Source organism: Halobaculum rarum, from assembly GCF_040025155.1.
GTDB classification, from domain to species: domain Archaea; phylum Halobacteriota; class Halobacteria; order Halobacteriales; family Haloferacaceae; genus Halobaculum; species Halobaculum rarum.
This window is the reverse complement of sequence record NZ_CP157275.1, coordinates 2309856-2335514: the sequence shown is the minus strand read 5'-3', so window position 1 is coordinate 2335514 and position 25659 is coordinate 2309856. Positions and strand designations below refer to the sequence as shown.

The 25659-nt window shown below is 69.1% G+C and carries 24 protein-coding genes; 5 read left to right on the top strand and 19 right to left on the bottom strand.

Features of this window, described 5'->3' with window-relative positions; translation table 11 throughout:
- Positions 1-36: 36 nt before the first annotated feature.
- The 7 genes from ABJD39_RS12040 to ABJD39_RS12010 form a co-directional block, all read right to left on the bottom strand.
- The gene (locus ABJD39_RS12040) at positions 37-1020 is read right to left on the bottom strand and encodes an AAA family ATPase (RefSeq protein ID WP_348608936.1); all 984 of its coding nucleotides are present in this window, start codon (positions 1018-1020) and stop codon (positions 37-39) included.
- Positions 1013-2167: a DUF4350 domain-containing protein gene (locus ABJD39_RS12035; RefSeq protein ID WP_348608933.1), complete on the bottom strand. Its 1155-nt coding sequence runs from the start codon at positions 2165-2167 to the stop codon at positions 1013-1015. Before ABJD39_RS12035 ends, ABJD39_RS12040 begins: the two co-directional genes overlap by 8 nt.
- 1 nt (position 2168) lies before the next feature.
- The gene (locus ABJD39_RS12030) at positions 2169-2444 is read right to left on the bottom strand and encodes a hypothetical protein (RefSeq protein ID WP_348608931.1); all 276 of its coding nucleotides are present in this window, start codon (positions 2442-2444) and stop codon (positions 2169-2171) included.
- 67 nt (positions 2445-2511) lie between these two features.
- Positions 2512-3336 carry a rhomboid family intramembrane serine protease gene (locus tag ABJD39_RS12025; protein ID WP_348608928.1) on the bottom strand — a complete coding sequence of 275 codons (825 nt, stop codon included), beginning with the start codon at positions 3334-3336 and terminating at the stop codon, positions 2512-2514.
- 128 nt (positions 3337-3464) lie between these two features.
- Positions 3465-6644 carry a CARDB domain-containing protein gene (locus ABJD39_RS12020; RefSeq protein WP_348608926.1) on the bottom strand — a complete coding sequence of 1060 codons (3180 nt, stop codon included), beginning with the start codon at positions 6642-6644 and terminating at the stop codon, positions 3465-3467.
- 163 nt (positions 6645-6807) lie between these two features.
- Positions 6808-9879 carry an FtsX-like permease family protein gene (locus tag ABJD39_RS12015; RefSeq protein ID WP_348608923.1) on the bottom strand — a complete coding sequence of 1024 codons (3072 nt, stop codon included), beginning with the start codon at positions 9877-9879 and terminating at the stop codon, positions 6808-6810.
- A 103-nt stretch (positions 9880-9982) separates the two neighbouring features.
- Positions 9983-10642 (bottom strand): ABC transporter ATP-binding protein, encoded by a 660-nt coding sequence (locus ABJD39_RS12010; protein ID WP_348608920.1) that lies wholly within the window; start codon positions 10640-10642, stop codon positions 9983-9985.
- A 161-nt stretch (positions 10643-10803) separates the two neighbouring features.
- Between ABJD39_RS12010 and ABJD39_RS12005 the strand changes: the two genes are divergently transcribed.
- Complete coding sequence (locus tag ABJD39_RS12005) at positions 10804-11979, top strand: hypothetical protein (protein ID WP_348608918.1); 1176 nt, start codon at positions 10804-10806, stop codon at positions 11977-11979.
- A 62-nt stretch (positions 11980-12041) separates the two neighbouring features.
- Here ABJD39_RS12005 and ABJD39_RS12000 read toward each other — a convergent pair whose 3' ends face one another.
- Entirely contained in the window at positions 12042-13286 is a 1245-nt protein-coding gene (locus tag ABJD39_RS12000; RefSeq protein ID WP_348608915.1) for an HAD family hydrolase, read from the bottom strand.
- A gap of 168 nt (positions 13287-13454) precedes the next feature.
- Between ABJD39_RS12000 and ABJD39_RS11995 the strand changes: the two genes are divergently transcribed.
- A complete protein-coding gene (locus ABJD39_RS11995; RefSeq protein WP_348608913.1) occupies positions 13455-13580 on the top strand; it encodes a hypothetical protein in 126 nt (41 codons plus the stop codon).
- Between the two features lie 56 nt (positions 13581-13636).
- On the opposite strand, the gene ABJD39_RS11990 is transcribed toward ABJD39_RS11995, so the two are convergent.
- The 7 genes from ABJD39_RS11990 to ABJD39_RS11960 form a co-directional block, all read right to left on the bottom strand.
- Positions 13637-14512 (bottom strand): hypothetical protein, encoded by an 876-nt coding sequence (locus ABJD39_RS11990; RefSeq protein ID WP_348608910.1) that lies wholly within the window; start codon positions 14510-14512, stop codon positions 13637-13639.
- 301 nt (positions 14513-14813) lie between these two features.
- On the bottom strand, positions 14814-15671 hold the full coding sequence (locus tag ABJD39_RS11985; RefSeq protein WP_348608908.1) for a hypothetical protein: 858 nt from the start codon (positions 15669-15671) through the stop codon (positions 14814-14816).
- Between the two features lie 176 nt (positions 15672-15847).
- Positions 15848-16675, bottom strand: a complete 828-nt coding sequence (locus ABJD39_RS11980) for a manganese catalase family protein (protein WP_348608905.1) — start codon at positions 16673-16675, stop codon at positions 15848-15850.
- 174 nt (positions 16676-16849) lie between these two features.
- Positions 16850-17320: an aspartate carbamoyltransferase regulatory subunit gene (gene pyrI, locus ABJD39_RS11975; protein WP_348608903.1), complete on the bottom strand. Its 471-nt coding sequence runs from the start codon at positions 17318-17320 to the stop codon at positions 16850-16852.
- On the bottom strand, positions 17317-18279 hold the full coding sequence (pyrB, locus tag ABJD39_RS11970) for an aspartate carbamoyltransferase (protein WP_348613639.1): 963 nt from the start codon (positions 18277-18279) through the stop codon (positions 17317-17319). The genes pyrI and pyrB overlap by 4 nt, the downstream gene beginning before the upstream one ends.
- A gap of 341 nt (positions 18280-18620) precedes the next feature.
- A complete protein-coding gene (locus ABJD39_RS11965; protein WP_348608900.1) occupies positions 18621-18827 on the bottom strand; it encodes a dodecin family protein in 207 nt (68 codons plus the stop codon).
- 128 nt (positions 18828-18955) lie between these two features.
- Positions 18956-19636, bottom strand: a complete 681-nt coding sequence (locus ABJD39_RS11960; protein WP_348608898.1) for a rubrerythrin family protein — start codon at positions 19634-19636, stop codon at positions 18956-18958.
- Positions 19637-19696: 60 nt separating this feature from the next.
- Between ABJD39_RS11960 and ABJD39_RS11955 the strand changes: the two genes are divergently transcribed.
- From ABJD39_RS11955 to ABJD39_RS11945, 3 genes are read left to right on the top strand one after another with little or no spacing between them, the layout of a single operon-like run.
- Complete coding sequence (locus tag ABJD39_RS11955) at positions 19697-20011, top strand: ASCH domain-containing protein (RefSeq protein ID WP_348608895.1); 315 nt, start codon at positions 19697-19699, stop codon at positions 20009-20011.
- 9 nt (positions 20012-20020) lie between these two features.
- Complete coding sequence (locus ABJD39_RS11950) at positions 20021-21319, top strand: MBL fold metallo-hydrolase (protein ID WP_348608893.1); 1299 nt, start codon at positions 20021-20023, stop codon at positions 21317-21319.
- A gap of 44 nt (positions 21320-21363) precedes the next feature.
- Positions 21364-22167 (top strand): aminoglycoside N(3)-acetyltransferase, encoded by an 804-nt coding sequence (locus ABJD39_RS11945; protein ID WP_348608890.1) that lies wholly within the window; start codon positions 21364-21366, stop codon positions 22165-22167.
- A gap of 11 nt (positions 22168-22178) precedes the next feature.
- Here the strand turns inward: ABJD39_RS11945 and ABJD39_RS11940 are convergent, their stop codons facing one another.
- The 4 genes from ABJD39_RS11940 to ABJD39_RS11925 all read right to left on the bottom strand — a co-directional run bounded on the left by ABJD39_RS11940 (position 22179) and on the right by ABJD39_RS11925 (position 25593).
- Positions 22179-23255 (bottom strand): sensor histidine kinase, encoded by a 1077-nt coding sequence (locus ABJD39_RS11940; RefSeq protein WP_348608887.1) that lies wholly within the window; start codon positions 23253-23255, stop codon positions 22179-22181.
- 53 nt (positions 23256-23308) lie between these two features.
- Positions 23309-23650 (bottom strand): 2Fe-2S iron-sulfur cluster-binding protein, encoded by a 342-nt coding sequence (locus ABJD39_RS11935; protein WP_348608884.1) that lies wholly within the window; start codon positions 23648-23650, stop codon positions 23309-23311.
- A 120-nt stretch (positions 23651-23770) separates the two neighbouring features.
- A complete protein-coding gene (locus tag ABJD39_RS11930) occupies positions 23771-24643 on the bottom strand; it encodes a mechanosensitive ion channel family protein (protein ID WP_348608881.1) in 873 nt (290 codons plus the stop codon).
- A gap of 140 nt (positions 24644-24783) precedes the next feature.
- The gene (locus tag ABJD39_RS11925) at positions 24784-25593 is read right to left on the bottom strand and encodes an enoyl-CoA hydratase/isomerase family protein (protein WP_348608878.1); all 810 of its coding nucleotides are present in this window, start codon (positions 25591-25593) and stop codon (positions 24784-24786) included.
- Between the last annotated feature and the right edge of the window lie 66 nt (positions 25594-25659).

Here is a 25659-nt window from a genome sequence, read left to right as displayed (position 1 = left end):
GGCAGGCGTCGGAGGACGCTACTCGATCAGGGGACGTTACTCGGTCGGCTGCGCGTTGGACGCCGCGCCCGCGGGGGGCTCGACCGTCCCGAGGATCCGGTCGACCACGTCCTCGACGGACTCCTCGCCGATCTCCGCCTCCGTCGACAGCAACAGCCGGTGGATCAGGATCGGCTTCGCGAGCGCTTTCACGTCGTCCGGGATCACGTAGTCGCGACCGTGGATCGCCGCCCGCGCCTTCCCGCCGTTGAGGAACGCGAGCGTCGCGCGCGGGGAGGCGCCGTACTCGATATCCGCGTCCTCGCGCGTTCGCGCGACGATGTCGAGGATGTACTCGCGAACGCCGTCGGCGACGTGGATCCCGGTGACCGCCTCGCGGGCAGCGCGCAGTCGGTTCTCGTCGACGACCTGTTCCACCTGGTCTGGCCCGAGATCGGGGTCCTCGTCGAACCGATCGAGCAGTTCCCGTTCGTCGTCGCGATCGGGGAGGTCGACACGGAGTTTGAACTGGAATCGGTCGCGCTGGGCCTCGGGAAGTTCGAACACGCCCTCCATTTCGATCGGATTCTGCGTCGCGATGACGATGAACGGGTCCGGTAGCGAGAGGGTCTGCCCCTCGATCGTGACGCTCCGTTCTTGCATCGCCTCGAGCAGCGCCGACTGCGTCTTCGGCGTCGCGCGGTTGATCTCGTCGGCGACGACGAGGTTCGCGAACACCGGTCCCTTGTTCAGCTCGAAGGTGCCGGTGTTCTCGCGGTAGACGTGCGACCCCGTGATGTCGGCGGGGAGGAGGTCCGGCGTCATCTGGAGCCGGGTGAACTCCAGCCCGGTCGATCTCGCGACGAGATTCGCGATCGTCGTCTTCGCGACGCCGGGCACTCCCTCGAGCAGCACGTGTCCCCGCGTAAGCAACGAGATGGTGATCCCCTCGATCACGTCCTCGTTCCCGATAAGCACACGACCGGCCTCCTCGCGGATCGCCTCGTACACCGCGGCCGGTGCGTCGGCGGCATCACTCATCCTCGGAATCCTCGGCGCGGCGTGGGAAAACCGCTGTCATTATGCGCCGGGTTCGGGCGTCGTCCCAGTCGGGGTGCAGTGTCGCGAGCGACGCCGCAACCGACCTCCCGTCGGGGGACGCCCCCGGGTCCGCAGCGCCCGTCGTTCGGCGTCCTTCGGGTCGCCGATCGCCCGTGTACCGCCCATCCGCCCGCAGTCTGCCTTTCAGGCGGCCGTTCCACGGGCGCCTGACCCAGAGGCCGACGGCGGCGAGCAGTCCGCCGCCGACGAGTGCGGTCGCGAGCGACGACTTTCGCAGTGCGAGCGCGAGTGCGGCCAGCGGCGGCTGCCCTGCAGTGTGTGAGTAGTCCAGGAGCACCCGATCGTGCGCGCCGAACAGCGCCGCCGCAAAGCGGCGATTGTTCGACCGCTCCAGCATCGCGTTGATGAACGCGCTCGGGTCGGAGACGACGACTACCCGCCCGTCGCCGATGGATTCGACCGCCGCGACAGGGCGCGCGCGCAGTCGCTCCTCGTTGTCGAGTTCGGCGTCGCCGTCCCCGTCGAGATACGAGAACCGCGAGGAGTTCACGAGCACCGTCGCGTTCGTCGCGGCGACCGACGAGCCGTTCGCCGACGACGCGGACGTAACCACGGTCCCGTAGTTGAGCGTCAATCGGTCGACACCGGTCGTCAGGGGGTGGTCAGCGACACTCGGGGCGACCGGGAGCGCGGGCGACCGGTAGTACTCGCGCTCGTCCCGGAGCGTCCGACCGTCGACCCGGAGCGACGATCCGGTCGCGGCCAGCAGCGCGTTCCCGTGCTCGCCGAAATCCTCGGCGACGACGAGCGTGCCGCCGCGCTCGACGAACCGCCGGAGCCGGTCGCGTTCGGCCGCGGTGTAGGGGCGGTCAGGCGAGAGAACGACCGCGACGGTTCCGTTCGGATCGACGCCGTCGTACTCCGAGGCGTTCGTGAGCACCGTCACCTCGGCGCCAGCGTCGGCGCCCACCGCACGGAGCTGGGACGCCCCGTCCCATGCGGGGTTGTACGAGCCGAACGCGGCCGCGGAGGTGCCGCCGGCGAACACCACGGCGACGACGAGGACGGCGACGAGTCCCGCGAGGAGCACGCGGGGGTAGTTCCAGTCGACGGGTCCGACGCGCACGTCAGATCACCCCCGGCGGCAGGATCGACAGGATCCGGCGGATCACGACGTAGCCGAACACCGCGAGCCCGAGCGCGATAATCCACACGAGGCGTCGACGCCAGTCGGGCGTGACCGCGAACGGCGCCGTCAGCTCGGTGACGACGAGAAACCCGATCAGCGACACGACGAACACGAGCTCGAAGCTGAGCGACTCCAGCAAGACGAGCACCAGTGTGGCGCCCAGCATCCACGCCACCTGTGCGCGAACGAACCGTGTGCGCCGGCGTGTCGCCATCTGTACACGAATCGTCCACGCCGGCGCTTACTAACGTGTCGGTGCGTCGGCACGGTCGATCGGCGAGTCAGCCCGTCGGAACCGCCGTCTCGGCGTCATCGACCGGCGGAAGGAGATACCCCGCGATCGCGGTGAGGCTAAACCCGAGGAAGTGTGCGTAGAAGTTCACCACCGAACTGTCGCCCCCACCGGTCGGCAGGAACGCGAAGATCGGGAACGCGAGGACGAGCACCCCGCCGAGCACGCCCAGCTCCGCGTACCCCGGTCGCAACACCCAGTCGTGCCATAGCGGTTCGGTGCGGCTGAGACTCGCGTACAGGCGACCTGTGTACCAGACGGTGACGACTCCTGCGGTCAACGCGACTACCCACGTTCCGGGTGCACGCCACAACAGCACGACCCCGATCAACGAGAGGTCTGCGAAGTACGGTAGTGAGTCCCACTCGCGCGAGAGATCGACTCGTATCCCCCGGCGCACGTACCCGGACAGCGTAAGCGAGAGCACGCCGAAAAACCCGGCGAGCACCCCAGAGAATCCGAACCCTACGCGCGGACGAACCAGCGCCACGTTGAGCCCCGACAGCGCGAACGGGACAGCCGCCAGCGTCGCGACGAACAGCACCCTGAACTGCGGAAGCGCTCGCTGAATTCTCGCGAGCTGATACGTCACCCCGACGACCAGCAGGTAGGCGATCAGGTTCGCGACCAGGTGTTCGCCGCCGAGGTGAACGAAGTGTGCAGTGAACGCGGTCGCGAGGGTCGGATCCGTATAGGTGAGCGCAAACGACCGTTTCACCTGCTCAGGGAGCGGATACACCAGCACCATCGCCACCGCCGGAAGCACCAGCAGCGCGATGTCCGTCCGCGTTTCGGCGACGCCACCTGCGTCCATACCGACGCCACGCCGATACTGATGAAAAGAAACGCTGTCAATCTATCAAAACTGAGTTCTGAAGCGGATGCGATCGAAGACAGCTATCGGCTCGATTCCCTCGGTCTCGTTCCGACCGAAGAGACGGACTACTCCTCTTCGAGCGGCTCGGAGTCCGATTCGGGTCCGGTCCGCACGCGGTACACGGCGAACCCTGCGATGAGGACGAACAGTGCGAGCAGTCCGAGCGAGAGCCACAGCGGGACGCCGGACGGCTCATCGATCGGCGTGCTCGACGGGCCACCGTCCGCCGGCGTCTGAGTTACGGTTGCTTGCCGGGCGTCCTCGACCGTCACTGAGGCGATCTCCTCGTCGTTGATCGCCACGCCGTAGGTGCCCGCCTCGTCGAAGCTGACGGTGAACTCGACGGACTCGGTCTCGCCGGCGTCGATCGTCACCTCGCGCGAGTCGATCACCCGCCCGTCGACCGAGAGGTTCGCGGTGAACGTCCCGCCGGCGTTTCCGTCGTTGCTGATCCGCGCGGTGACGGTGGTCTCTTCATCGACCTCCAGCGAGCGCGACTCGATGTTCGTCTCGTCGATGGCGAACCGCGGTTCGGGCTGCGCTTGACGGACCCCGATCGCGTACGCGGAGAAGCCCGGCGAGCGCGCACGGTAGCTCCCGTTGCCGAGCGCCTCCGTCGGGAGCCTGTCCCACCGGCTCGTCGTCTCGTTGTAGCGAAGCAGAACGACTCGGTCCGAGGAAACGCCGTCCGGAAGCGCGGACGTTGCGACGCTGAAGGTGTAGTTCACGCCGTCGAACTCGGGCGCCGTCTCGCCTTCGGGCGTCGCGGTGAAGTAGCTGAGCGCGCTCGCCCCGTCGGTTGTCTCGTTCACGGGCGGCACGCCGGTCGGCGGATCGGCCTGCGCGGGCGTGACGTTCACGCGGAACGAGGAAGTGTTCCCACCGACCCGCATCTCGAGCCCGGTCAGCCCGGTCCCGTTCCGTGAGGTCCGGTTCCCGAGCTCGACGCCGACGGTGTCGCCGCTGCGGACGCGGTCGACGGTGACCGTCGCCCCTCTGTCGGTATCGGTCACGTCGGACCCCGGCACGCCGTCTGGCGGCCCCTCACCGGCTCCCGGGTCCGGATCGGGATCAGGATCCGGATCGGGGTCCGGGTCAGGCGAGGAACGACGGCGGACGTTGAGCCGCTTCGCCTTCAAGTTGTCCACGGCGATCATGCGCTGTCCGGCGGAACGGAACGTCCGGGTGAACGTGACCGTGATAGTATCGCCGGCGGCGACGCGGACGTGCTTCGTCTCGACGCGATTCCCGTCAACGAACAGTTCCAGCGTCTCGCCCTCGTCCAAGTCACCGGGGTTCGTGACGGTCGCCGAGATCGTCACCGACTGCCCGATGAACACGGAGCTCCGCGAGAGGCTGAAGCTTTCGGCGAACGCCTCGTCGTCGATCTCGAGCTGCTTCGGCGGGAGGTTGTCGACGGAGATATCCCGGACGCCCTCGGTGTCGAACGAGAGCGGACGGTCGAACTCGACTGTTGTCTCGCCCGGTTCGAGGTCGTCGATGTGCTTCGTCTGCACGTTCTCCCCGTCGACGTACAGCTCCAGGGTCTCGCCTTGAGTCTTGTCGGCGGGGTTATACACGGTCGCTTTGACCGTGACGTTCTCGTTCGTCCCGGTCTTGTTCGGCGAGAGCGTGAAGTCCGTGACGTATGCTTCCTCGACCTCTTCTTTCACCTCGATCGAGACGGAGTCGTCGAAGAACTCGGTCGTCTCGGTTTCGGCCTTCGAGGCGGTCACGGTGTACGTCCCGACCGACCCGAACGTGAGGACCGCTTTGCCGTCCGAGTCCGTCGAGAGCGTCCCGACGCCGTCAGGTCCGTCGACGGTGAGCGTGGCGTCGGTCGCCGCTCCCGTGTCGTCGCGGGTGACGGTGAACTTGACGGGTTTGCCCTGTTGGATGGCGGTGTCGTTCGCTTCGATCGAAAGCCCGACGCCCTCCTTGAGGCTCACCGACCCGCGCTGGGCGACCATCCGACCGTCGGCCTCGGAGACGGCGGTGTACAGGTACGTGTAGTCCTGGCTGGGCCACGACTGCGACGTCCCGACCTCGAGCGTCGTCTCGGGGCCGTCGACGACGGCGGTCGCGGACGCGTTGATGGTCGTGTTATCCGTCAGCGTGAACGTGACGCGGTCGCTCTCGTTTCGGACCGCCGCGAACAGCGCCTCAGTGCTGTTGATCTCCGTGCCGTTCGCGAGTTCGATTCCGGCGATCGAGGGAACCGTCACGCCGTCGACTCCGGGCTCGGTCCGGACGACGCCCTGGGCGTCCTCGATGCTCGATTTCACTTCGACGGTGCCGTCCTCCGAGTCGACGACCAGATCGATGTTCTGATTCGCCAGTTCGCCCTCGTCGATCACGAGCGCGGTGTGGACGACGTCCTCGCCCGCGAACGAACTCGTCGTGTTCGCATCGAAGGTGACGTTGCTGCCGGTCCCGCCGGCCGTCACGTCGACGGTCGCGTCGCCGTCATCCTCGCGAACCGCGAGGAAGTCCGCGCCGACGACCGTCACGTTCCCCTCGACCGCGAGTTCCCCCGCCGGGTCGTCGCCGCTCGGTCCGACGACGCCAGAGTCGCCGTTCTCCTCCTTGGCGACGGCGAGCAGCGCGTACTGCCCGGACTCCTCGGGTGTGAACTGGACATTCTCGAACCCGTCGAACGAGGAGTTCTCCCCGACGATCCGGCCGTTGGCGTCCGCGGACCCGTTGAGCAACGCGCCGATGTCGTCCACGGAGGTCACGTTCTGGTCGGTCATTCTGACCGCCACGAACTGGACATCCTGTCCATCAAGGCTGCCGCCGCCCCCCGCGGACGCCTCATCGAGTTCGGCGGTGATCGTCTTGCCCTCGTCGTAGACGCTGATCTGTCTCTTTTCATACGGTGTCGACGACTCCCCATCACCACCAGAAACGGTGATCTTCGGGATGCCGAGGTACGTCTCCACGTCGCTCCCGTCGGCGTACTCCTCCTCGTCGACGTTCAACGCGAGCGGGGAGCGCACCCACACCGAAACGTTGCCGCCGGCGTCGTACACCTCGTCGGATGACGCGTTGATATCGGCGACCCCGCCGCCTGTCGCCGGACCGAGCCGCTGTGTCGACGCGTCGATCGCGGTGGACGACCCCGATTGTGCGCCGGCGTCGCCGCCGGGCAGCGCTCCCGAGACCGGCGCGACCACGGGCGAAAGCACCAGCGCGACGGTTATAATGACGATTCCGACCCGACGCGAGAGCCTCGGCTGATCCATTTGTTTGGTAACTTGACCCTTCACGCATAAAAACTTTGGATAGACTGATACGTTTCGCTTGGATTCGATCTGGCGAATAATACAGATACACGCCGTTTGGGACGTGGTATGCTGATCTTACTGTTTGGGTCGTCCGTCGGTATCAGAATCCTGAAACAGCTGATCACGAGTCGCGGCTGGTTAGGTCGGCCGGCGACGATCGGAGTATCGGCACTGCCGCGAGGCAGACGCTGCACGCGGCCAGTGCGATGCTGCCGAGCACCGCGACGAGGATTGCCGGGCTCGCGATCATGGGGTCGATCCGGATGCCGAACGCGACGAGGACGTCGAGTGAACCCAGTACGGCCACCACGACGGACGCGAGCGCGGTCGCGCCCACCGCAGCCGGCGTCGCGACGAGTACGGCGTCGCGAACCAGCACACGAGTCAACTGGAACGGTGTCATCCCGGTCGCACGATATATGCCGATCGTGCGGCGCCGTGCCTGAACCGACCGCGCGAACGTCGCGACGGTCCCGCTCGCGGTGCTCACCCCCGCAAGCACGACCATCCCGCCGAACAGCACCTGCACGTTTCCGAACACCTGCCGAATCACGGTTCCGAGCCCGGTTCCGCCGGCGTACGAACTGGCACCCTCAGGCAGCGAGGCTCCCGCGCCTGGTGACCCGGAAACGGTGTACCGTGCGGTCGCGACGAGGTCGTCGTCAGCGAGCAGCCGGAACGTGTACGTGCCTGGCTCGGCCCGGCCGTCAAACCCTACCGCCTCGGAGCCGATCTGGATCTGTGAGACGTTGCCGGGACGCAACACAACCTGACGCCGTTCGGCGCCGCCGGGAGTGAGAAGCGTCAGGTTGCGCTCCATGGTGGTTCCCCACGGGTTCGCGACGTACACCGACACGTTCGGGCGGGTCGTCGGACTCCCGGTCGACGGCTCCACATCGATGCGCGCGCCGACCTCCCGGTTGGCCGAGGAGCTGACCGCGATCGTCGTCGTCACCGGCGCTTGATCGGGTGCAGTCACGCGGATCCGGTACTCGCCCGGCTCCTCCGGGAGCGGCACCGTCGCGACCCCTTCCGGCGAGACCGGGATCGGTGTCCCGCCGAACGTCACGCGTGCGCCCTCGACGGGTGTCCCGTTCTCCGTCGTCGCCGGAACCAGCAACGTCGCTCCCGGAGGCGCGGTCTCCGGGAACTCCGGCGGCAGCGTGAGCGCCGTCTCGCTCGTCACTCGGACCGTCCGCTCGAACGGTCCGGCAATGACAGGGTACGACCCGGTTCGGTTGCGCCGCTCGGTGACCGTCACGGTCGTCGTCGACCCCGCGTCGAGTTCGACTCGCCGCGTCAGTGTCTCGTTGCCGACGCGGATCTCCACCCGCTTCGAACCGGCTTCCTCGCCCACGTTTCGAAGCTCAACCGCGATCGTCGCGGGCTCCCCGACGTCGACCGAGTCGGGCGCGTGGAGCCGAGTCACGATCACCTGTGGGCCGGCCTCAGTCGCGTTCCCGAGTTGGTCGGCGGTGAGCCCCTCGGTCCGGATCACGTGGACCTGATCGCCGCCACCCACCGCGCCCGGCGCGATCGTCGCTCTTGGAACGATCAACTGGTCGTCGATCGCGCCGGGTGCCGCGTAGACGCCGACGATCTCGACGCGGTCCACCAGCGGCGACACGCTCCCGCCGATCGTGATCTCGTCTCCGCGTTCAAACCCGAGCGTGCGCGCCAAGCCGACTCCGATGACAGCCTCGTCGGGACCGTCCGGTGGTCGGCCGGTCGTCACCTCCGCACCGGTGACGCGAGCGAACGCTGTGAAGTTGGCACCTCGCAGGAGATACGGCTGCCCGTAGTGCGCCTGCGCGGCGATGATCTCGGGGCTCGCGGCGACGCCCTGTTCGCGGAGCGCGCTCGCGTATCCGGCGTCGATCCGGCTGTTTAACGGGTGGATCGCGCCGGCTTCCGAGACCGTGCCGGTGGACTGCGCCGTGATCGGCGCGAGCGCGCCGACCAGTCCGGACACGACGACGACGATCACGACGAAGACCGTCAGCGTCGCAGTCGTCGGCACGGCCGTCCGCCAGTCGAGGATCGTCGGCGACGGCACGGCCGCCGCGGCCGCCGCGATCATCGACTCGATTCCGGCTGCGTGGACGATGCGTTCGCGGAACCCGCGAGGGCCGACGAATCGACCGGGTTCTCCGTCGCGACGCCCGGGGGGCGCTCCTCCGACCGCCCCCGCGGATCCGGGCGGGGAACGGATAGCCGAAACAGCTGTCACCACGCCAGCGACCGCGCCCGCGATCGTCAGCAGTGCGCCGATCGCGAGCACCGCAGTCACCCGTTCGGTGGTCAACGCGGTCGGCAGCGAGACCGGGATCCCAAGCGCTCGTGCGGCGATGACGAGCGCGCGAGGCGCGAGTATCCCGAGAACCGCGCCCGCGACCACACCGAACGCGGCGATCGCCGTCGCCCGTCCGGCGATGATCGCACCCAGCCGAACCGGGTCGATCCCCGTCGACCTGAGCACGCTGATCGTCCGCCGACGGTCGGTGAGCGTCATCTGCGTCACGTTGTACACCACGACCACCACCACGACCGCGCCCGCGACGCCCGCCAGCGAGAGGATCGAGAGCACGTCGCGGATCCCGAGGTACAGGAACGGGAGCGCCCCGACGAGGGCGACGCCACCGCGGTAGCCGTCGTCGTCGCCGGTCGGGTCGATCACGAACCGACCATCGCTGCCCAGTTCGTCCGCGAGCGCCGGGTCGCCGGCGTACCACCGACCGGGGAAGATCGTCTCGTTCGCCGGTGGGGTGACGCGCCGATCGACCGTGGCGTCGGGGCCGACGAACCGGACCGTCCGCGGGTACGCGACCGGGCCGACCGTCGCCGAGTCCTGCGGCTGCGGGATCCGTGCGTCCTTCCAGGCGACGGAGGCGCCCGGGACGATCGCCGGCGCCGATGGCCCGACTCCGACGACCCGCGTCTCGACGCCGTCGACCGCCGCGGTGGCGACGGCGATCGCGATCCGGTCGTCCGCAGCGGCCGAGCCACCGGACACTGACCCCTCGTAGGAGACGGTTGCGGCCGTCGACAGGTCCTCGTCGAGGGTCGCGGTGTAGGCGCCAGCCGACAACAGCAACAGCGCGGTGCCGACCAGGAAAGCAGTCGTGACGGTCACGACCGCGACGCTGAGCCAGTCTCGACGCGACCACCGTCGGAGCAGGCCGGCGTCGCGCATCAGTCGTCGCTTACTCCGTAGAGAGTGATACGACCCGCTTGGAGCAGATCGCTCGGTGAGGCGGTCCCGGACGCCGAGTCGCCGGAGTGTGAGCGATCGGGCGTCACACTGGCGTGAGTGACCCGTCCGCGAGCCGGAGGCAGTCGTCGAACTGTTCCCGCAGCCGGCGGTCGTGACTGATCACGACGAGGGCGGTTCCCGCGTCGGCTCGAATTTCTAACAGTAGGTCAAGCACGCGATCGGCCGTCTCGGGGTCGAGCTGCCCCGTCGGCTCGTCGGCGAGTACGACGGCGGGGCGGTTCGCGAGCGCTCTGGCGATGGCGACACGCTGCTTCTCGCCGCCACTGAGCGTCGCCGGGTACTGGCCCGCGAGGTCGGTGATGTCCAACGCCTCGAAGAGGTGATCGAGCCACGGCTCGTCGCGTTCGCCACGGTGGTCCTGTGGCACCGCGGCGTTCTCCCTGGCCGTGAGATCCGGAATGAGCTGGAAGTCCTGAAACACGAAGCCGATCGTGTCCCGGCGGATGCGAGCGCGCGCGCGTTCGCCGAGCGACGCGGTCGACTCGCCGTTCACGTACAACGTCCCGCCGGTCGGCGGCTCCAACAGCCCGAGGACGTTGAACAGCGTCGTCTTTCCCGCGCCGCTGGGCCCCTGGACCAACAGGCGCGCGTCGCTCGGAACCGAGATCGAGACCGAGTCGAGAACGCGATCGCCGCCGCGGTCGACGGTCAGGTCGTCGCCGCGGAGTACCGCGTCTGTCATTACACCCCACTGTACGGTCGACCACTGTAACGATACCGCCACGGGACGCACAGGCGCACTCGAGACGGCACCCGATCGGAGACGTTTTTGTTGAACACGTCCCCACGGGTAGACGTGCGCTCGCGAACGTCCCTCGTCAGCCGCCGCAGTCGAGCTCGACCATGAGCAGCCGCGGTATCGTCGCCGCGGTCGACCGCCGGCGAGTGCTGGCGCTGATCGTGGCCATCGCAGTCGTCGCCACGGGAGCGGCGGCCACGTTCGCTGCCGCCCAGACCGGGTACGCGCTCGAGATCGACGGCGCCGTCGACATCCCCGACACGACGTACGAAGTCGACGGCGAGACCGTCGAAGTGACCGAGATCGGTCGGGAAGCGCCCGGCGGCACGCTCACGTTCGATGTCGAGGCGCCCTCGGGCGAGTACTACGTCGCGCGGATCGTCGACGGCGAGGGAGACGTACGCAAGATCTACTCCGCCCGTGGGAGCGAATCGTTCGAAGCCGAACTGGATTACTCAGTCGGCACCTACGCCGTCGTCGTCACCAACGAGTCCGGCGATGACCGGGAGGTGTACGCGGCCGAGCCGTTCGTCATCCAGGGCTACGATGTCACGCAGGACGTGGCCGCCTCCGTCGATTCCGACGGCACGCTCACAGTCGACGTGACGGTCGAGCCTCGCGACGACCCGCCCGCGTTCGAGTCGGTGACTGTCGCTGTCGGCGACGACTCGACGCGGGTCGTCAACGAGGCGTCCCGGGTGAACGACACGACCTACCGCACGACCATCGACGCCGGCCAGTTCGCCGACGGGGAGTACACCGTCGTCTCGGGCGTCCGTGGCGACCTCGCGTTCGACGGCACCGCGCGCGAGTACTACGGGATCAGCGACGCCGCGACGGTGACCGTCGGGGGCGATTCCGGGACGGCAACGGCGACGGCGACGGCGACCGACACGACGACGGAACCCGGCGGGGGATCCGCTCCCGGCGGATCGTCGACGGCCACGACGACCGCCACGGCGACGAGCACGGCGGGGACGGCGACCGAGACCCCCACGTCGAACGGGACGGCCACCGCGACCAGAACCGAACCTTCGTCCGACGGGACCGCCACGGCGACCGCGGACGCCGGCGGCTCCGAGACGGTGACGACGACGGCCGGGCCGACAACGGGGCCGACGACGACACCGCCGCCGGCCACAAGCGTCCCGAGCGACGGCGGCACCGCGACGGCCGATCCCGACGACACGACCGAGACGACCGGCGCGTTGGTCCACCCGATCGGGTTGGCGCTCCTGTTGGCGGTCGGGCTGGCGGCGCTTCGTCGCCACGAGGCGTGAAACCCCGAGATCCGGGATCAACCGCGAGCGATCCGTCCGAATACGGAACCGCCCGTATCGCGTCAGTTCGTTCCGTTCAGCTCCGCCAGCGCGCACCACGCGTACATCGTCCGGAGCACGTCGGCGGCAGCGCCCGGGGCGAACACGAGGTCGTCGGTCGCTCGGACGTGGTCCAACACGTTCTGTGAGGAGTGCTCGGGCGCCGCCGAGACGCCCGACCCGGTCTCCTCGGCCCACTCCATGACGCGGAGGTCCGACTTCGAGTCGCCCATCATGCAGACGAACGGGTCGTCGACGCCGAGCACGTCCAGCGACGCCTCGACGCCGGCGGCCTTGTGCAGTTCCGCGGCGGCGAGCTCGGCGGCGTCGGCGCGGTACAGCGCGACCTCGAGTCGATCGAACAGCGTCGCGGCGGCGTCGGGGACGTCCGCGTCGGCGCTCGCGCCGGCCCGCTCGATCGCGCCCGCGATCTCGGGGTCGGCCGCGGCGTAGTACGCCCGCGCGGCGGCGGGGCCGTCGGCGAGGTCGAGTCGCTCGCCCGCGGCGCCGCCGACGAGATCGAGCAGGTGGACCATCGCCTCGTCGATGACGGCCTCGGCGTCGTCGCTGCCGGTCTCGTAGTTGGGCTTGAGCGTGACGTTGAACTCGTTGCCCTGGAGGTGACAGCCCCGGCGGACGCGCTCGGGCGCCTCATGGAGCACGCCGTCGCGGACGCGGTCGACGACGCCCCGAACGTCGTCGTCCAGGTCGTCGTAGAGGAGCCGCTTGGTGTCGGCGCCGCTGCCGGGCGTGAACACGCCCGCGCCTGCCTCGTAGACGACCGACACGTCCCCCGAGTGGACCAGCTCGTTGCCGAGCCCCTGGATCAGGAAGCCCTTCACGTTCTCCAGGGTCTGGCCGGTGCAGATCACCAGCGGGACGCCGCGCTCGGCGAACTCGGTGAGCAGGTGGAGCGTCTCGCGGGGGATCTCGTTGTCCGTGTCGCCGGCCGAGCGCAGCGTCTCGTCCACGTCGAGCACGAGCGCGTTCGGCGCACGGCCGTACTTCCCGTGGAGGTCGAGCGCGGTGAACGCGGACTCGCGGTCGGCCATCGCCGCCACCTCCGCGAGCGCGTCACCCTCGTCGCCGCCGAAAGCGCGCTCGATTCGCTCCCGGCGCTCTTCGAGGTCGGCGTTCGCGTCGTCCCAGCTGTCGAGCGCGACGCGAGAGTCCAGCGGCGGGAATAAGTCGACGAACTCCCGATACGCGCGGAGGGTCTCCGTGTCGAACTCCGTATACAGCTCGTAGAGTCTGTCGTAGAGAGTCATAGACGGGGTACGGGAGGCCCGGTGAAAAGAGTCACTCGCGACGCGAATACTGATTCGGGCCACCGATCGGGCCACGAGACGGGCGACCGGACGAGCGACGACGAGGGAAACGCGCCACCGATCCGTCCGCGCCGAGTAACCTTTGTGGTCGCGACCCGTGTCTCGTGTATGGCTGATCAGGGCCAAAAGAAGGAGACCGGCGGGCTGTTGTTCCTCCTCGCCGGTGTCGCCGGGATCGTCTTCCTACTGACGATCGTCGTCATCTGGGCGCTCGCGTACGGCCCGTTGTCGTAGACACGACCCGTTACGCGGACTCGTCGCGGTTTCCCGTCTTGGCGGCCCTTCCCGGCTCAGATGCCGTCGCCTCCGCGGTCGCGGTCGGTGTCGTCCCCGCCGTAGCTCCGTCCCTCTCGCGCGTCCGCTTTCATCCGACGAAGCGCCGCCACGGCCTGACTCGCGTCGTAGCCGAAGAACACGTCCTCGCCGTAGGCGGCGGCGACCTCCGCGGCGTGGTTCAGGTCGTCGATGTCGACGTTCACGGCGTACAGTTCCACCGAGAACGTCACGTCGAGGTCCGCGAGCCGGCTCTCGAAGCCCTTCGCGATCGTCTCCAGCCAGTACGTCGTCCCGTAGTTGGTGTCGTACAGCGGGACGACGAACTCGTCGACGTGTTCGGCCAGCGCGTCCAGATCGAGGCCGGCGCGGTCGTACAGATGGCCCGGATAGGGGTCGGGGTACAGCGTGAGATACGCCTTCCCGGGGATCCGATCGGTCGCCTCGGCGACGAACTCGGTGATCACCTCGGCGCGCCAGTCGGCCCACTCGTCGTGGTCGCTCTCGGCGAACAGTCGCTCACATCGGTCGCAGCGGCAGTATCCCTCGCGCGGGAAGCCGACATCGTCCAGTCGGACGTCGCCGTTGACGGCCACGCAGTCCTCGATGATCTCCAGCAGGCCGCGACGGTACTCCTCGTGTGTCGGACAGATATACGCCCAGTCGAAGTACGTCCGGTCGCGGGTCGCCGGCCGGCCCTCGGCGTCGACGGGGACGAGGTCCGGGGTCGCCTCGGCGGCGGCGTTGTCGCCGAAACACGAGACCATGTTCACGGCCGTCTCGATCGGTTCGGCCGAGCGGCCGGTCACGTCCTTCACCTCGTAGAAGGCCAGGTCGAAGTCCGGCCACTCCGTCTCCTCCGCGTTGCGGGTGACGACGCCGTACTCGGTCATACGGGTGCTTGGCCGCTCGCGAGGGTACGTGTTTCGAAAGAAGGGGTGGATCGAGCTGCTGTGTGATCGGCTGTCGGAGGCGACCCTCAGTCCTCGGTCTCGACTTCGACCTCGACCGGCTCGCTGTTGGAGCTGAAGAGGACGTACATGAGCACGACGACACCGAACAGCACGACGATTTTGGACTTTCCGGACATACGCTTCCGTTCAGGGGGCGGGCACTAATCGTTTCCGCCCTGAAGCGCGTCCGTCCCCGGATCGACCACGGGATCGACTCCGCGATCGGCCATTAAATCGCTCCTCACGCGTCGGACGTGTCGCCCGCATCCCCGGCGTCGCCCGTGTCGGCGAACGCGTGCACTTCCGCCTCGCAGTCGACGCACGCGAGCACGTCCCGCGTCGGCGTGTCGTCGATCCCCATGGTTCCGCCGCAGCAGCCGTCGGCGACGGTACGCTCATCGAGGTCGCCGCCGCAGGCGGGACACTCGGGCGTGAACAGGCGAAGCGGCGTCGTGGCCGGCGCGCGCAGCGACTCCGGCACGTCCAGCCGCGTCATCGCGCGCACGGCGGCCACGTCGCCGGTGGCGTTCGTCGGCCGGAGCCAGACGATGCCCTCCTCGCCCTCGACGGAGACGCCGCCGTACTCGCGCTCGCCGTCCGCCTCGAACGGGACGACCTCGGCGGTCGCCTCGACGAGGTCCTCGGGGGTCGCCTCCCGGAGCGTCTCCAGCTCCTCGCGCCAGGCGGTATCGAACGTCTCCGTCAGGTACAGCGCGTCGTCGTCGCCGGCGCCCTCCTCGATCACACCGTGGCGGAACATCGCGCCCAGCAGTTCCTGCGGGTCCGTGTCGGCGACGAGGTCGTCGGACTCGCGACGCCGCTCGGGGTCCTCGCCGTCGGCGGCGACGTGGCGAAAGCGCTCCTCGAGCCCCAGTGACCGGACGAGGTCCGGGGCGAACGCGGGCGTACCGGGGACGAGGTAGCCACGTAGATAGATGAGCGCCGCGCCGACCCCGAGCACGGCGACCCCGAGCGACCGGCGCCGAACCGCGGCGACCGCGGCCGCGGCGACGACGACGGCCGCGTTGACGGCGGTGCACGGCCCGCAGCGGTTCTCGCCGGTGTACTCCGGACGGCGGAGCGTGTCGAGTACGTTCATGCCCCACACTGGCGCCCCGAACGGGATAGGGATTTCCGATTCGGCGACTACGCGCCGTCGAGGATCGGAACCAGCCCCGCGAGCGAGTCGAGTTCGGCGTGGTGTTCTCGGCAGCCAGCAACGCGACGTGGACGGAGGATCACGAACGCCCGACACACGTCCGTTCACGGCGCCCCTCAGTCCTCGTCCTGCGGGGCGGGGTCGTTGTACGTCCTCGGGTCAGCCTCCGAGACTTCGACGGGCGCGCCCTCGAGGTCGTGCTGATCGATGAACTCGAACTCCCCCTCCATGTCCGGGGACTCGCCCGAGGTCCACGGGTGGCCGGGGTCGTCCTGCGGCTCCACGTTCGTCGAGAGATACGCGTAGTTGAACTCCTGGTTCTCGACCTCGTCGGGGAAGCTGTCCGGGATCGGGTGGACGTCGAGCAGCTCCTCGGGGTCGCCCAGGTCCTTGAGGATGGAGATCCACTGGTTCTGGTGCATCGTGTCCCGCGCGATGAGGAACGCGAGCATGTCCTTCATCCCGGAGTCGTCGGTCATCTCGTAGAGCCGACTCGCCAGCAGCCGACCGGCGGACTCGGCCATGATGTTGGCGTACATGTCCGAGGCGAGGTTGCCGGTCGCGACGATCCAACTGCCGTCGAACGGGACGCCGTCGGCGTCGTTCGGCAGGGCGTGCATCCCCGACGAGAGGAAGTGCCGCGGCTGCTGGGCGGCGACCGAGGAGAACCCGTCGGCCACCGAGATATCGGCTCCCTCGAGGTTCTTGTTGACGGCCGTCGCGAGCAGTTCGATGTGGCTCAGCTCCTCGGCCGCGGTGTCCCGGAGCGCCTCGCGGTACTCGGCGTGCTCGTCCGGGACCGCCGCCGCCTGGAAGAAGTACTGCAGCGCGACGCGCATCTCGCCCTCGATGCCGCCGATGGCCTGTTGGAGCATCTTCGCGAACGCCGGGTTCGGTTCCTCGACCTCGACCGTGTACTGGAGTTTGTTCTCGTGGTAGAACATCGTCTCTCTCCGTCGGACCCGTCGAAGTGTGTCAGTAAAATATCTCTTGCCAGTTGACAGCACGTTGGTGCAGGTTCGGCTTTTTCGTCCGGATCTGCTCGAACGGAGTCGACGACAGGCGAACGGGAACCGCCGGAGTCATCGGACCGATGCAGGTACTCGGGGGCGACAGATTCAGTGAACGGCGAGGTGGTCGCCGATGTCCTCGCGGACGATCTCGCCGCAGAACTCACAGCGGACACCGTCGGCGACGACGCCGAAGGCCGACTCCACGGGCTCGTCGGCGTTCGTGATGCAGTTGTGATTCGGGCAGGTGAGCAGCCCGACGACGCGCTCGGGGCGCTCGACGCGCTTCTTCTCGATGACCTCGAACTCGCGGACGATGTTGACCGTCGCCTCCGGCGCGAGCAGCGAGAGCACGTCGACCTCGCCCTGGCTCAGCTCGCGGCCCTCCACCTTCACCACGTCCTTCGTGCCGAGCTTGTCGGAGGGGACGTTCATCCCGATCGACACCCCGATCCCCTCGTCGCCGTCGATGCCGAGGATCGCGAGGACGTTCATCGCCTGCCCGCCAGTGATGTGGTCGATGACGGTGCCGTCGCGGATCTTCGAGATCCGGAGTTCCCGGTCGGGAGCGTCGCTCATCGGGCGTCACCTCCGTCGGACGCGGCGCGGGCGTCGTCCGATTCGGTCGAGTCCCCGCCGAGCAGCTCGTCCAACAGCGCCATCCGCACGGGAACGCCGTTGTGCGCCTGCGCGAAGTAGGCGGCGTGGTCGGTCGCGTCCACGTCGGGGGCGATCTCGTCGACCCGCGGGAGGGGGTGCATCACGGTGAGGTCGTCGCGGGCGCGCTCCAGCGTCCCGGCGTCGATCTGGTACTCGCCGGCGACCTGCTGGTACTCGTTCTCGTCGGGGAAGCGCTCGCGCTGGATCCGGGTGACGTACAGCACGTCCAACTCCTCGAGCACCTCGTCGAGGTCGGTGTGCTCCCTGAGCCGGGCGCCCGCGTCGTGGAGGTCGAACCGGACGCCCCGCGGGAGCCGCAGCGACTCGGGACTGACGAAGTGCATCCGCGCGTCGAAGTTGGTGAGCGCCGACGCCAGCGAGTGGACCGTCCGACCGTACTTCAGGTCGCCCATGATCCCGACGGTGAGGTCGTCGAGCCCCGCCCGCTCGCGCATCGTGTACAGATCGAGCAGGGTCTGGCTCGGGTGCTGCCCCGCGCCGTCGCCGGCGTTGATCACGGGCACGTCGACGAACTGGGAGGCGAGTTTCGCTGCGCCCTCGCTCGGGTGCCTGAGAACGATCCCGTCGGCGTACCCCTCGATGACGCGGACGGTGTCGGCCAACGACTCCCCCTTCTTCACCGACGACGACTCCACGGAGCCCATGTCGACGGTGTCGCCGCCGATGCGCTTCATCGCGGTGTCGAACGACATCTTCGTGCGGGTGCTCGGCTCGAAGAAGCACAGCGCGAGCAGGCGGTCGGCGTGGCGCTCGCCGACGGCTCCCGGGTCGTCGGCGAGGTCGGCCGCGCGGTCCAGGACGGCCTCGATGTCCCCCCGGGTGAGCTGGCCCGCCGAGAGGAGGTGGTCGTGTCGCATCATCGAATACGCGGTCGCCGGCTCCCTTCAATCGCTCGGCTCGACGATCCTGCCGTAGTCGGGCGGTTTTGCACGGGTGTGTACCCCGGTGACGACGCGGTTTCGAGATTCGAAACGGCGGGTCGCCGACACGAAGCGACGCTGGCGGCCGACCTGTCGGGCGATGGTGCGCGCGGGTGCCCGGGGATCGACGATCCGCGACTCACGCTCGGTGCGTCGCGCCCGTCGACCGAGCGGCGCGGAGGGACCCGTCTCCGACCGACCGGCCCGTACGGACCTGCCTCCGAGTGGCTCGTCACCTCACCAGCGCTCGAAGACGGGCGGTCAGTGCCGCGGCCCCGTCACCGTTTGAGCTGGAAGGAGACGTGGAGAACGGTCTTGTACTGGTCTATCTGCCCGTTTTCGACGGTTGCCGTCTGCGAGACGATCTTGATCCCGCTGATGTCCTCCAGCGTCTCGTCCGCGTCGTTCAGGGCGGTTTGCGCGGCGTCCTCCCACGATTCGTTCGAGTTGCCCACCAGCTCGATCACCTTTGCAGTGGTTGACATGTGCAGTCGTGAGTGTCGGGATCACTGACAATAAGTCGTCGCACAGTTCCAGCCGGACGAGTATCGCGGCTCGCCTCGGCGTTCGGGACGCGACGACTCGTCGACCGTGACGCGGTCCCTCGCGTCCGTCAACACACCGGCTTCACGTCGATATCCATCCCCGCCAGCGCGTCGGCGTAGTCGTCGTAGGCGATCTGCACCACGTACTCGGCGACCATCCGGGCGCGCTCCCAGTCCTCGTCGGTCTCGCAGGCGTCCTCCAGCAGCGCCAGCCCGCGATCCAGTTCCTCCTCGGTTTCCGTCCGGAAGTCGCGAAACAGGTCCGCGCGCGCCTCGTCGCCCTCGTTGACGAAGAACGAGACGATCTGGAGGTGCGTCCGGTCGCTGACGAGTCCGCGGCCGACGGTGCCGGCGGCGACGCGCTCGACCGGCCCCTCGCGGGCACGGAGGTACTCGTGCATGGTGCCGCCGTCGGCGGGGTCGTGATCGACGCCCAGATCCGCCAGCGAGTCGAGCACGCGCTCGCGGTGGTCGCGCTCGCGCTCGGCGAGCCACTCGAACAGCTTCGCGGCGGCCTCGTCGCTCTCGCCGTCCGCGTCGGTCGCCCCGTCGTCGGCCACCTTCTCGTCAGCCGTCCACCCTGCGAACGTCGTGTGGGCGGCGTGCTCGGAGTCGGCTGCGGCCCGCAGCACCGCCTCGGGTTCCAGCGTCGCGTCGGTGAGCGCGATGAGCAGCTTGTTCGAACCGAGTCGCTCCAGTTCGGTCGCCTTCGCCGACTCGACGCGATCGCGAAAGGCCTCGCCATCCATGATCGATCGGTCGCCGAGCGCGGCGTTAACGTTTCCCCCGCGCGACACGACCGATCCGGTATGGCACAGATCGACGCCTCGGAGATCCTGCCGAACGGTCACGTCCAGCAGCTGGCCGCGGAGGGCGCGGTGACACAGCTCCACCGCGGGCACGCCTACGCCGAGGAGGGCGACACCTTCGAGATCGACGGGGCGACGTTCGAGGTGACCGGGATCGAGCACCGCACGCTCGGCGACCTCACCGACGAGGACGCCCGCGCGGAGGGTTCCGAGGACCTGGAGGCGTACAGGGAGCGACTGAACCGCGTCCACGACGAGTTCGAGTGGGACGACGACAGCGAGGTCGTCAGACACGCGTTCGAACCGCGGGAGTGAGCCGGCTCGATGCGCGATCACGATCGCGGGGCGGGTGACGACAACAAGACCGGCGCCGGCGACCCGACCGGCGACGACACCTCGACCAGCGACGGCGACGGCGACGGATCCGGCCGTACCACCGCGCTCGGGCCGCCGGCGGGCGGCGAGATCGCACCGGAAGCGCTCGCGCGGCGGCTTCGCGCCGGCGACCCGGTGTCGGTGCTCGACGTGCGCGACCGACCGGAGTTCGAGGCGTGGCACGTCGACGGCCGCGCCGTGACCGCCCGCCAGGTCCCGCACGTGAACTTCGTCGCGGCCGGGGCGCGCGGGGAGCCGACAGACCCGCTCCCGGAGGACCTGCCCGAACCGATCGTCGTCGTCTGCGGGCGCGGGGAGGCGAGCGCCGAGGTCTCGTGCGACCTCGCCGACGCCGGGGTCGACGCGGTGAACCTCGCGGGCGGCATGGACGCGTGGGCGGAGACGTACCTCGCGGAGCCGCTCGTCCGCGACGACGACGTGACCGTGATCCAGTACCAACGGCCCTCCTCGGGCTGTCTGGCGCACCTCGTCGTCGCCGACGGCCCCGACGGGCGCGAGGCCGCCGTCGTCGATCCGCTTCGCGCGTTCGCCGACCGGTACGTCGCCGACGCGGAGGAACACGACGCCTCGCTGCGGTACGCAGTCGACACGCACGTCCACGCCGACCACGTCAGCGGCGTCCGCGCGGTCAGCGAGGCGACCGACGGCGACGCGGCCGTCGCCCTCCCCGCCGGCGCGACCGAGCGCGGGCTGGCGTTCGACGCGACCCTGCTGTCCGACGGGGACGTGCTCCGCGTCGGCGACGTCGAGATCGAGGCGATCCATGCGCCGGGACACACGACCGAGCTGACGTGTCTCCGGCTCCGCCGACCGAACCGAGAGCACGCGGACATGCTCCTCACGGGCGACGCCCTGTTCCTGCGGAGCGTCGGTCGGCCGGACCTGGAGGCGGGCGACGAGGGCGCCCGCGACCTCGCGTCGACGGCGTACGACACGCTCCACGACCGACTGCTCGCGCTGCCCGTCGACACGCTCGTCGCGCCGGGACACTTCGCGGACCCGGCGGACGCCCGCGCGAGCGACTACGCCGCGCCGCTGGCGCGGATCGCGGACCTCGACGTGTGTGCGCTCGACCGAGCGGCGTTCGTCGACCGCGTCGCCGGGGAGCTTCCCCCGCGTCCGGCGAACTTCGAGCGCATCGTCGCGGCGAACCTCGGCACCGAGTCGATGGACGACGAGGAGGCGTTCGAGGCCGAGTTGGGGCCGAACAACTGTGCGGTCGAGTAGCACGCCCCCGGAGCTGTTTTCACCCTCGGCGGTGCCGTCGTGCCATGAGCGAACGCGAGGTCGTCGAGCGTACCGACGCGCCGCTGACGACCGACGGGCTGCGGGCGGACCTGCGTGAGCTGGGCGTGACGTCGGGCGAAACCGCGCTCGTCCACTCGTCGCTGTCGGCGATCGGCTGGGTCGCCGGCGGCGCGCCGACCGCCGTCGACGCGCTGCTGGGGGCGGTGACCGCGCGGGGGACGCTCGCGGTGCCGACCCACTCGACGCAGTTGTCCGACCCCGCGAGCTGGGAGAACCCGCCCGTTCCCGACGAGTGGGTCGAGGAGATCAAAGCGGAGGCCGCACCGTACCGTCCCGCGGTGACGCCGACGCGTGGCGTGGGTGCGATCCCGGAGTGTCTGCGCGACTACCCCGGTGCGAAGCGGAGCCGCCATCCGACCACCTCGTTCGCGGCGTGGGGTGCCGACGCCGAGGCGGTGACGGCGGATCACGCGTACGACTCGTCGATGGGCGAGGACTCGCCGCTCGCGCGGCTGTACGAGCGCGACGCGCTGATCGTCCGGATCGGCGTCGACGCGAACACCTCGCTGCACCTCGCGGAGTACCGCGCCGACTACGGCGGGGAGCCCGAACCCAACGGCGGACCGGTGCTCGTCGGCGGCGAGCGCGAGTGGATCGAGTTCGCCGAGCCGGAGTCCCGCGACGACTTCCGGGCGATCGAGGCCGCCTTCGAGGCCGCCCGCGGGGACGAGGTGTGGCGAGGGACCGTCGGCGACGCCGAGGCCACGGTCTGCCGGATGCGGCCGCTCGTCGACTTCGCCGTCGAGTGGATGGAGGCGAACCGCTGAGACGGCGCTCGTCAAGACGAACTCGAGGCCGACTCCGCCGACCGGAAGCGCATGGACACGCGGACGCCGCACGGGTCGAGGTTCTCGATGTCGAGGCGCCCCTCCGACAGTTCGACGACCCAGTGGATGACCCACAGACCGAGCCCGGTGGCGTGCTGGAGTGGAAGCTCCCGTGAGGCCGACAGCGCCGCCAGTTCCTCGTCGGGGATACTCGACCCGTCGTCGACCACGTCCACGGTCGTCCACTCTCCCTCGCGGGCGACGGTGACGTCGACCGAGAGCGTCCGCGTCTCGTTATGCTGTGCGACGTTGTCGAGCGCCTCGCGGATGGCCGCCTCGACGTGGCGGTGAGTGACCGCCACGGCGGCGCCGTCCGGCGACGACAGCCGGACTTCGGCGCGTGGGTTGGCGTCTCTGAACCGCTCGACCTCCGTGCGGGTCAGCGCGGAGAGGTCAGTCTCGACCGTCGACACGTCGTTCCAGAGGTTCGCAAGCAGCTGTGCCTTCTCCGAGAGTCCGTGGATCCGGTCGACGTGGGTACAGAGCAGTTCCAACTCCCGCACGAGTTCGGGGTCGTCAGTCGACTGGATCGCGTTCTCGGCGAGCCCGCTGATGACGCCCACCTCGTTGCGGATGTTGTGCCGGAGCACTCGGTTGAGCACGGTGAGACGGCCGGTTAGGCGTGACTGCTCGGCGCGCTCGCGTCGAACGCGCTCGACGTAGTAGCCGACGAGGGCGCCGACGCTCGCTCCCAGACTCCACCCGATCGAGACGGCGAACCACCCCTCAGTGACCGGCTCGTCGCTCGCAAGCCGCGCGAAGAGGTACAGCGTCGACAGCAGCCCCACGACGACGCCGGCCACTAGACTCGTCGTGACGATGCGAACCGTTCGGTCGCGCCCCCGGTCCTCACGTCGAACCCGGACCGCGACGAACGCCAGCGCGGCGGCGAACACCACCAGGATCGATGCCTCGGCGAGTTCGACCGCGAGTCGGTCGTCGTCGAGAACGAGATGGACTCCCGCGAGAACGAGGACCGCCCCCGCCAGCGCGGCAGGGGCCAACCACGCCCCGCGTGAGTGGGTCACGTCACGCTGTTTGCGGCTTCGCGAGGAAACACTTTCGACGCGATTACCGTGAATTAATCGTCGTCAGCCGCGACGCCGGCGTCGCCGCTGGCGGCCGCGTCGTCCTCGATGCTCGGCGGGTACTTGCCGCGGTCGAGCTTCAGGTCGGACTGCGCACGGGCCATGCAGGTGAGCGCGTAATCTTCTGCCTCCTCCTCGGTGAGCGCGCGGGCGACGGCCGCCTGCTGGGCCACCTCGCCCTCGACGATCTCGGCGGTGCACGCCAGACACATCCCGACGCGACAGGAGTACTCCTGTGCGATGCCCTCCTCGATGCAGGCGTTCAGGATGGTCTGCTTGTCGGACACCTCGATCGTCTCGCCGGTGCCGACGAACTCTACGGTGTACTCGGCCATGCAACCAGTGTTCTCGGGTTCTCCCTTCTACGTTTCGCTCTGGTGTCCGGCCGTTCGCTCGTCCTCTCCCGCCCGCCCCGGGTCGCGACGCGGTCGGTCCCGCTGTCGATACCGCGCCGCTCAGGTTCCGTCGCGGTCCCGCCGACTCCCCTCGCCGGTCCGCACGTCGAACTCGCCCGAGAGGTCGGTCGTGGTTCCCACCCCGATGTCGGCGGTCGCGAGCCGCTCGGTGGCCCGCTGGAGGAATTCGGAGCGCACGCTCAGGTAGTCCCCCCGGCTCGGGTCCTCGATCCAGAACCGCGCCTGCACGTCGATCGAATCCCCCAACAGGTCGGCGATCCGGACCGACGGGGACGGGTCATCGAGGACGTGGGGGTGTTCCTCGGCCACGGACAGCAGGATCGCGCTCACCTCCCGGAGGTCGGCGCCGTACTCGACGCCGAACTCGCAGGAGATCCGAAGCGTCTCGTTACCCATCCGGTTCGTGACCGCGTTCGTCGCCAGTTGGCTGTTCGGAACCGTCACCACCTCGTTGGCGAACGTGCGTATCCGCGTCACTCGAAAGCTGATGTCGTCGATGACGCCCACCTGGTCCTCCCACTCGATCCAGTCGCCGATGTTGAAGTAGGGGTCGCGGACGATGAACACCCCCGCGATGAAGTTGACGAAAATGCCCTGGGCGGCGAACCCCAGCGCGATCGTCGCCGCGGCGGCGAGCAGCGCGGACCCGCCGAGCAGCCTAGAGAAGCCGGCGAACCCCCCGGCCAACACCACCGCCACGACGACGACCCCCGTCCGACTGGCCTTCCGCATGGCCGACGCCAGTGTCGGCTCGACGCCGCGGGCCTCCAGCGCCCAGTTCACCGCCGGCACGACGACGAACCGACCGAGCAAGTAGAGCAGGGTGACGACCACGACGAACTCGGCGATCTGCTGGCCGATCCGCACGAGGCGGTCGGGTTCGCTCCACGGGAACAGCTGAAGCGGTTCCATCACCGTCGTCGACGGCGCCCGGCGACAAAAGGGCCGATCGGCGGATCAGCGCCCGTGGAATCCGCAATGAGGAGTCCCGCCCGGCGGAGCGCGGGAGGCGTCGAGACCGGGCGCAGGCGACCGACACGCGAGTGCCCGCGTCACCGCCCCTCGAACTCCGGCTGGCGCTTCTCGGTGAACGCGGCGACGCCCTCGTCGTGGTCGTGCGTGTCGAAGACGGCCGCCTGCGCGCCCGCCTCGTGTTCGATCGCCTCGCCCAAGGTCGTGAACTCCGAGCGCAGCAGGCGTTTGGAGGTCCGCAGCGCGACCGTCGGCCCCGACGCGATCCGATCGATCAGCATCGAGACGCGGGCCTCGAACTCGTCGTCGTCGACGGCGTGGTTCACGACGCCGAGTTCCTCGGCTCGCTCGGCGCTCAGCAGTTCGCCGGTGTAGACGAGTTCCTTCGCGACGTTCTCGCCGACGAGCCGCGGGAGGAGATAGGAGGTGCCGGAGTCGACGGCGAGGCCGACTTCGCGGAAGCCGAAGCCGATCTGGGCCTCCTCGTGGAGCGCGGTCACGTCGCAGGCGATCGCGAGGTTCGCGCCGGCGCCGAACGCGGCGCCGTCCACCTTGGCGACCGTCGGGAACTCGCACTCGTACACCCGCTTCACGCACCGCCCGATCTCCTGAACGATGTGACGAACCGCGTGGTCCACCGGCTCGTCGGACTCCTGCCGCTCCAGCATGGAGTCGATGTCGCCGCCGGCACAGAACGCGGGCCCCTCACCCTCGACGACGACACAGCGGGCGTCGCCACCCTCCAGCTCGTCGATCGCCGCCTCGATGCCGTCGGTCATCGCGACCGACAGCGCGTTTCGTCGGTCGGGGTCGTTCAGGACGATACGTGCGACGCCGTCGTCGCGTTCGAGTCGGACCGTCCCGTCGGAGAACTCAGTGACGTCTGCCATACCGGGGCGACGGAGCCCTGGGGTTTGGTCGTTTCCCCGCCTCAGGGAGGGGGACGCGCTCGCTCG

Bases quoted from the DNA above. Each gene is read 5' to 3' on its own strand.
- pyrI (WP_348608903.1), bottom strand. From the start codon at position 17,320: ATGAGCGACGCTCCCGACCGGGAACTCCGGATCTCGAAGATCCGCGAC.
- ABJD39_RS11955 (WP_348608895.1), top strand. From the start codon at position 19,697: ATGGCACAGATCGACGCCTCGGAGATCCTGCCGAACGGTCACGTCCAG.
- ABJD39_RS11980 (WP_348608905.1), bottom strand. From the start codon at position 16,675: ATGTTCTACCACGAGAACAAACTCCAGTACACGGTCGAGGTCGAGGAA.
- ABJD39_RS12005 (WP_348608918.1), top strand. From the start codon at position 10,804: ATGAGCAGCCGCGGTATCGTCGCCGCGGTCGACCGCCGGCGAGTGCTG.
- ABJD39_RS12010 (WP_348608920.1), bottom strand. From the start codon at position 10,642: ATGACAGACGCGGTACTCCGCGGCGACGACCTGACCGTCGACCGCGGC.
- ABJD39_RS12020 (WP_348608926.1), bottom strand. From the start codon at position 6,644: ATGGATCAGCCGAGGCTCTCGCGTCGGGTCGGAATCGTCATTATAACC.
- ABJD39_RS11965 (WP_348608900.1), bottom strand. From the start codon at position 18,827: ATGTCAACCACTGCAAAGGTGATCGAGCTGGTGGGCAACTCGAACGAA.
- ABJD39_RS11930 (WP_348608881.1), bottom strand. From the start codon at position 24,643: ATGGAACCGCTTCAGCTGTTCCCGTGGAGCGAACCCGACCGCCTCGTG.
- ABJD39_RS12025 (WP_348608928.1), bottom strand. From the start codon at position 3,336: ATGGACGCAGGTGGCGTCGCCGAAACGCGGACGGACATCGCGCTGCTG.
- ABJD39_RS12030 (WP_348608931.1), bottom strand. From the start codon at position 2,444: ATGGCGACACGCCGGCGCACACGGTTCGTTCGCGCACAGGTGGCGTGG.
- ABJD39_RS11960 (WP_348608898.1), bottom strand. From the start codon at position 19,636: ATGGATGGCGAGGCCTTTCGCGATCGCGTCGAGTCGGCGAAGGCGACC.
- ABJD39_RS11950 (WP_348608893.1), top strand. From the start codon at position 20,021: ATGCGCGATCACGATCGCGGGGCGGGTGACGACAACAAGACCGGCGCC.
- ABJD39_RS11985 (WP_348608908.1), bottom strand. From the start codon at position 15,671: ATGAACGTACTCGACACGCTCCGCCGTCCGGAGTACACCGGCGAGAAC.
- ABJD39_RS12040 (WP_348608936.1), bottom strand. From the start codon at position 1,020: ATGAGTGATGCCGCCGACGCACCGGCCGCGGTGTACGAGGCGATCCGC.
- ABJD39_RS11990 (WP_348608910.1), bottom strand. From the start codon at position 14,512: ATGACCGAGTACGGCGTCGTCACCCGCAACGCGGAGGAGACGGAGTGG.
- ABJD39_RS11935 (WP_348608884.1), bottom strand. From the start codon at position 23,650: ATGGCCGAGTACACCGTAGAGTTCGTCGGCACCGGCGAGACGATCGAG.
- pyrB (WP_348613639.1), bottom strand. From the start codon at position 18,279: ATGCGACACGACCACCTCCTCTCGGCGGGCCAGCTCACCCGGGGGGAC.
- ABJD39_RS11995 (WP_348608913.1), top strand. From the start codon at position 13,455: ATGGCTGATCAGGGCCAAAAGAAGGAGACCGGCGGGCTGTTGTTCCTC.
- ABJD39_RS11925 (WP_348608878.1), bottom strand. From the start codon at position 25,593: ATGGCAGACGTCACTGAGTTCTCCGACGGGACGGTCCGACTCGAACGC.
- ABJD39_RS12015 (WP_348608923.1), bottom strand. From the start codon at position 9,879: ATGCGCGACGCCGGCCTGCTCCGACGGTGGTCGCGTCGAGACTGGCTC.
- ABJD39_RS12000 (WP_348608915.1), bottom strand. From the start codon at position 13,286: ATGACTCTCTACGACAGACTCTACGAGCTGTATACGGAGTTCGACACG.
- ABJD39_RS11945 (WP_348608890.1), top strand. From the start codon at position 21,364: ATGAGCGAACGCGAGGTCGTCGAGCGTACCGACGCGCCGCTGACGACC.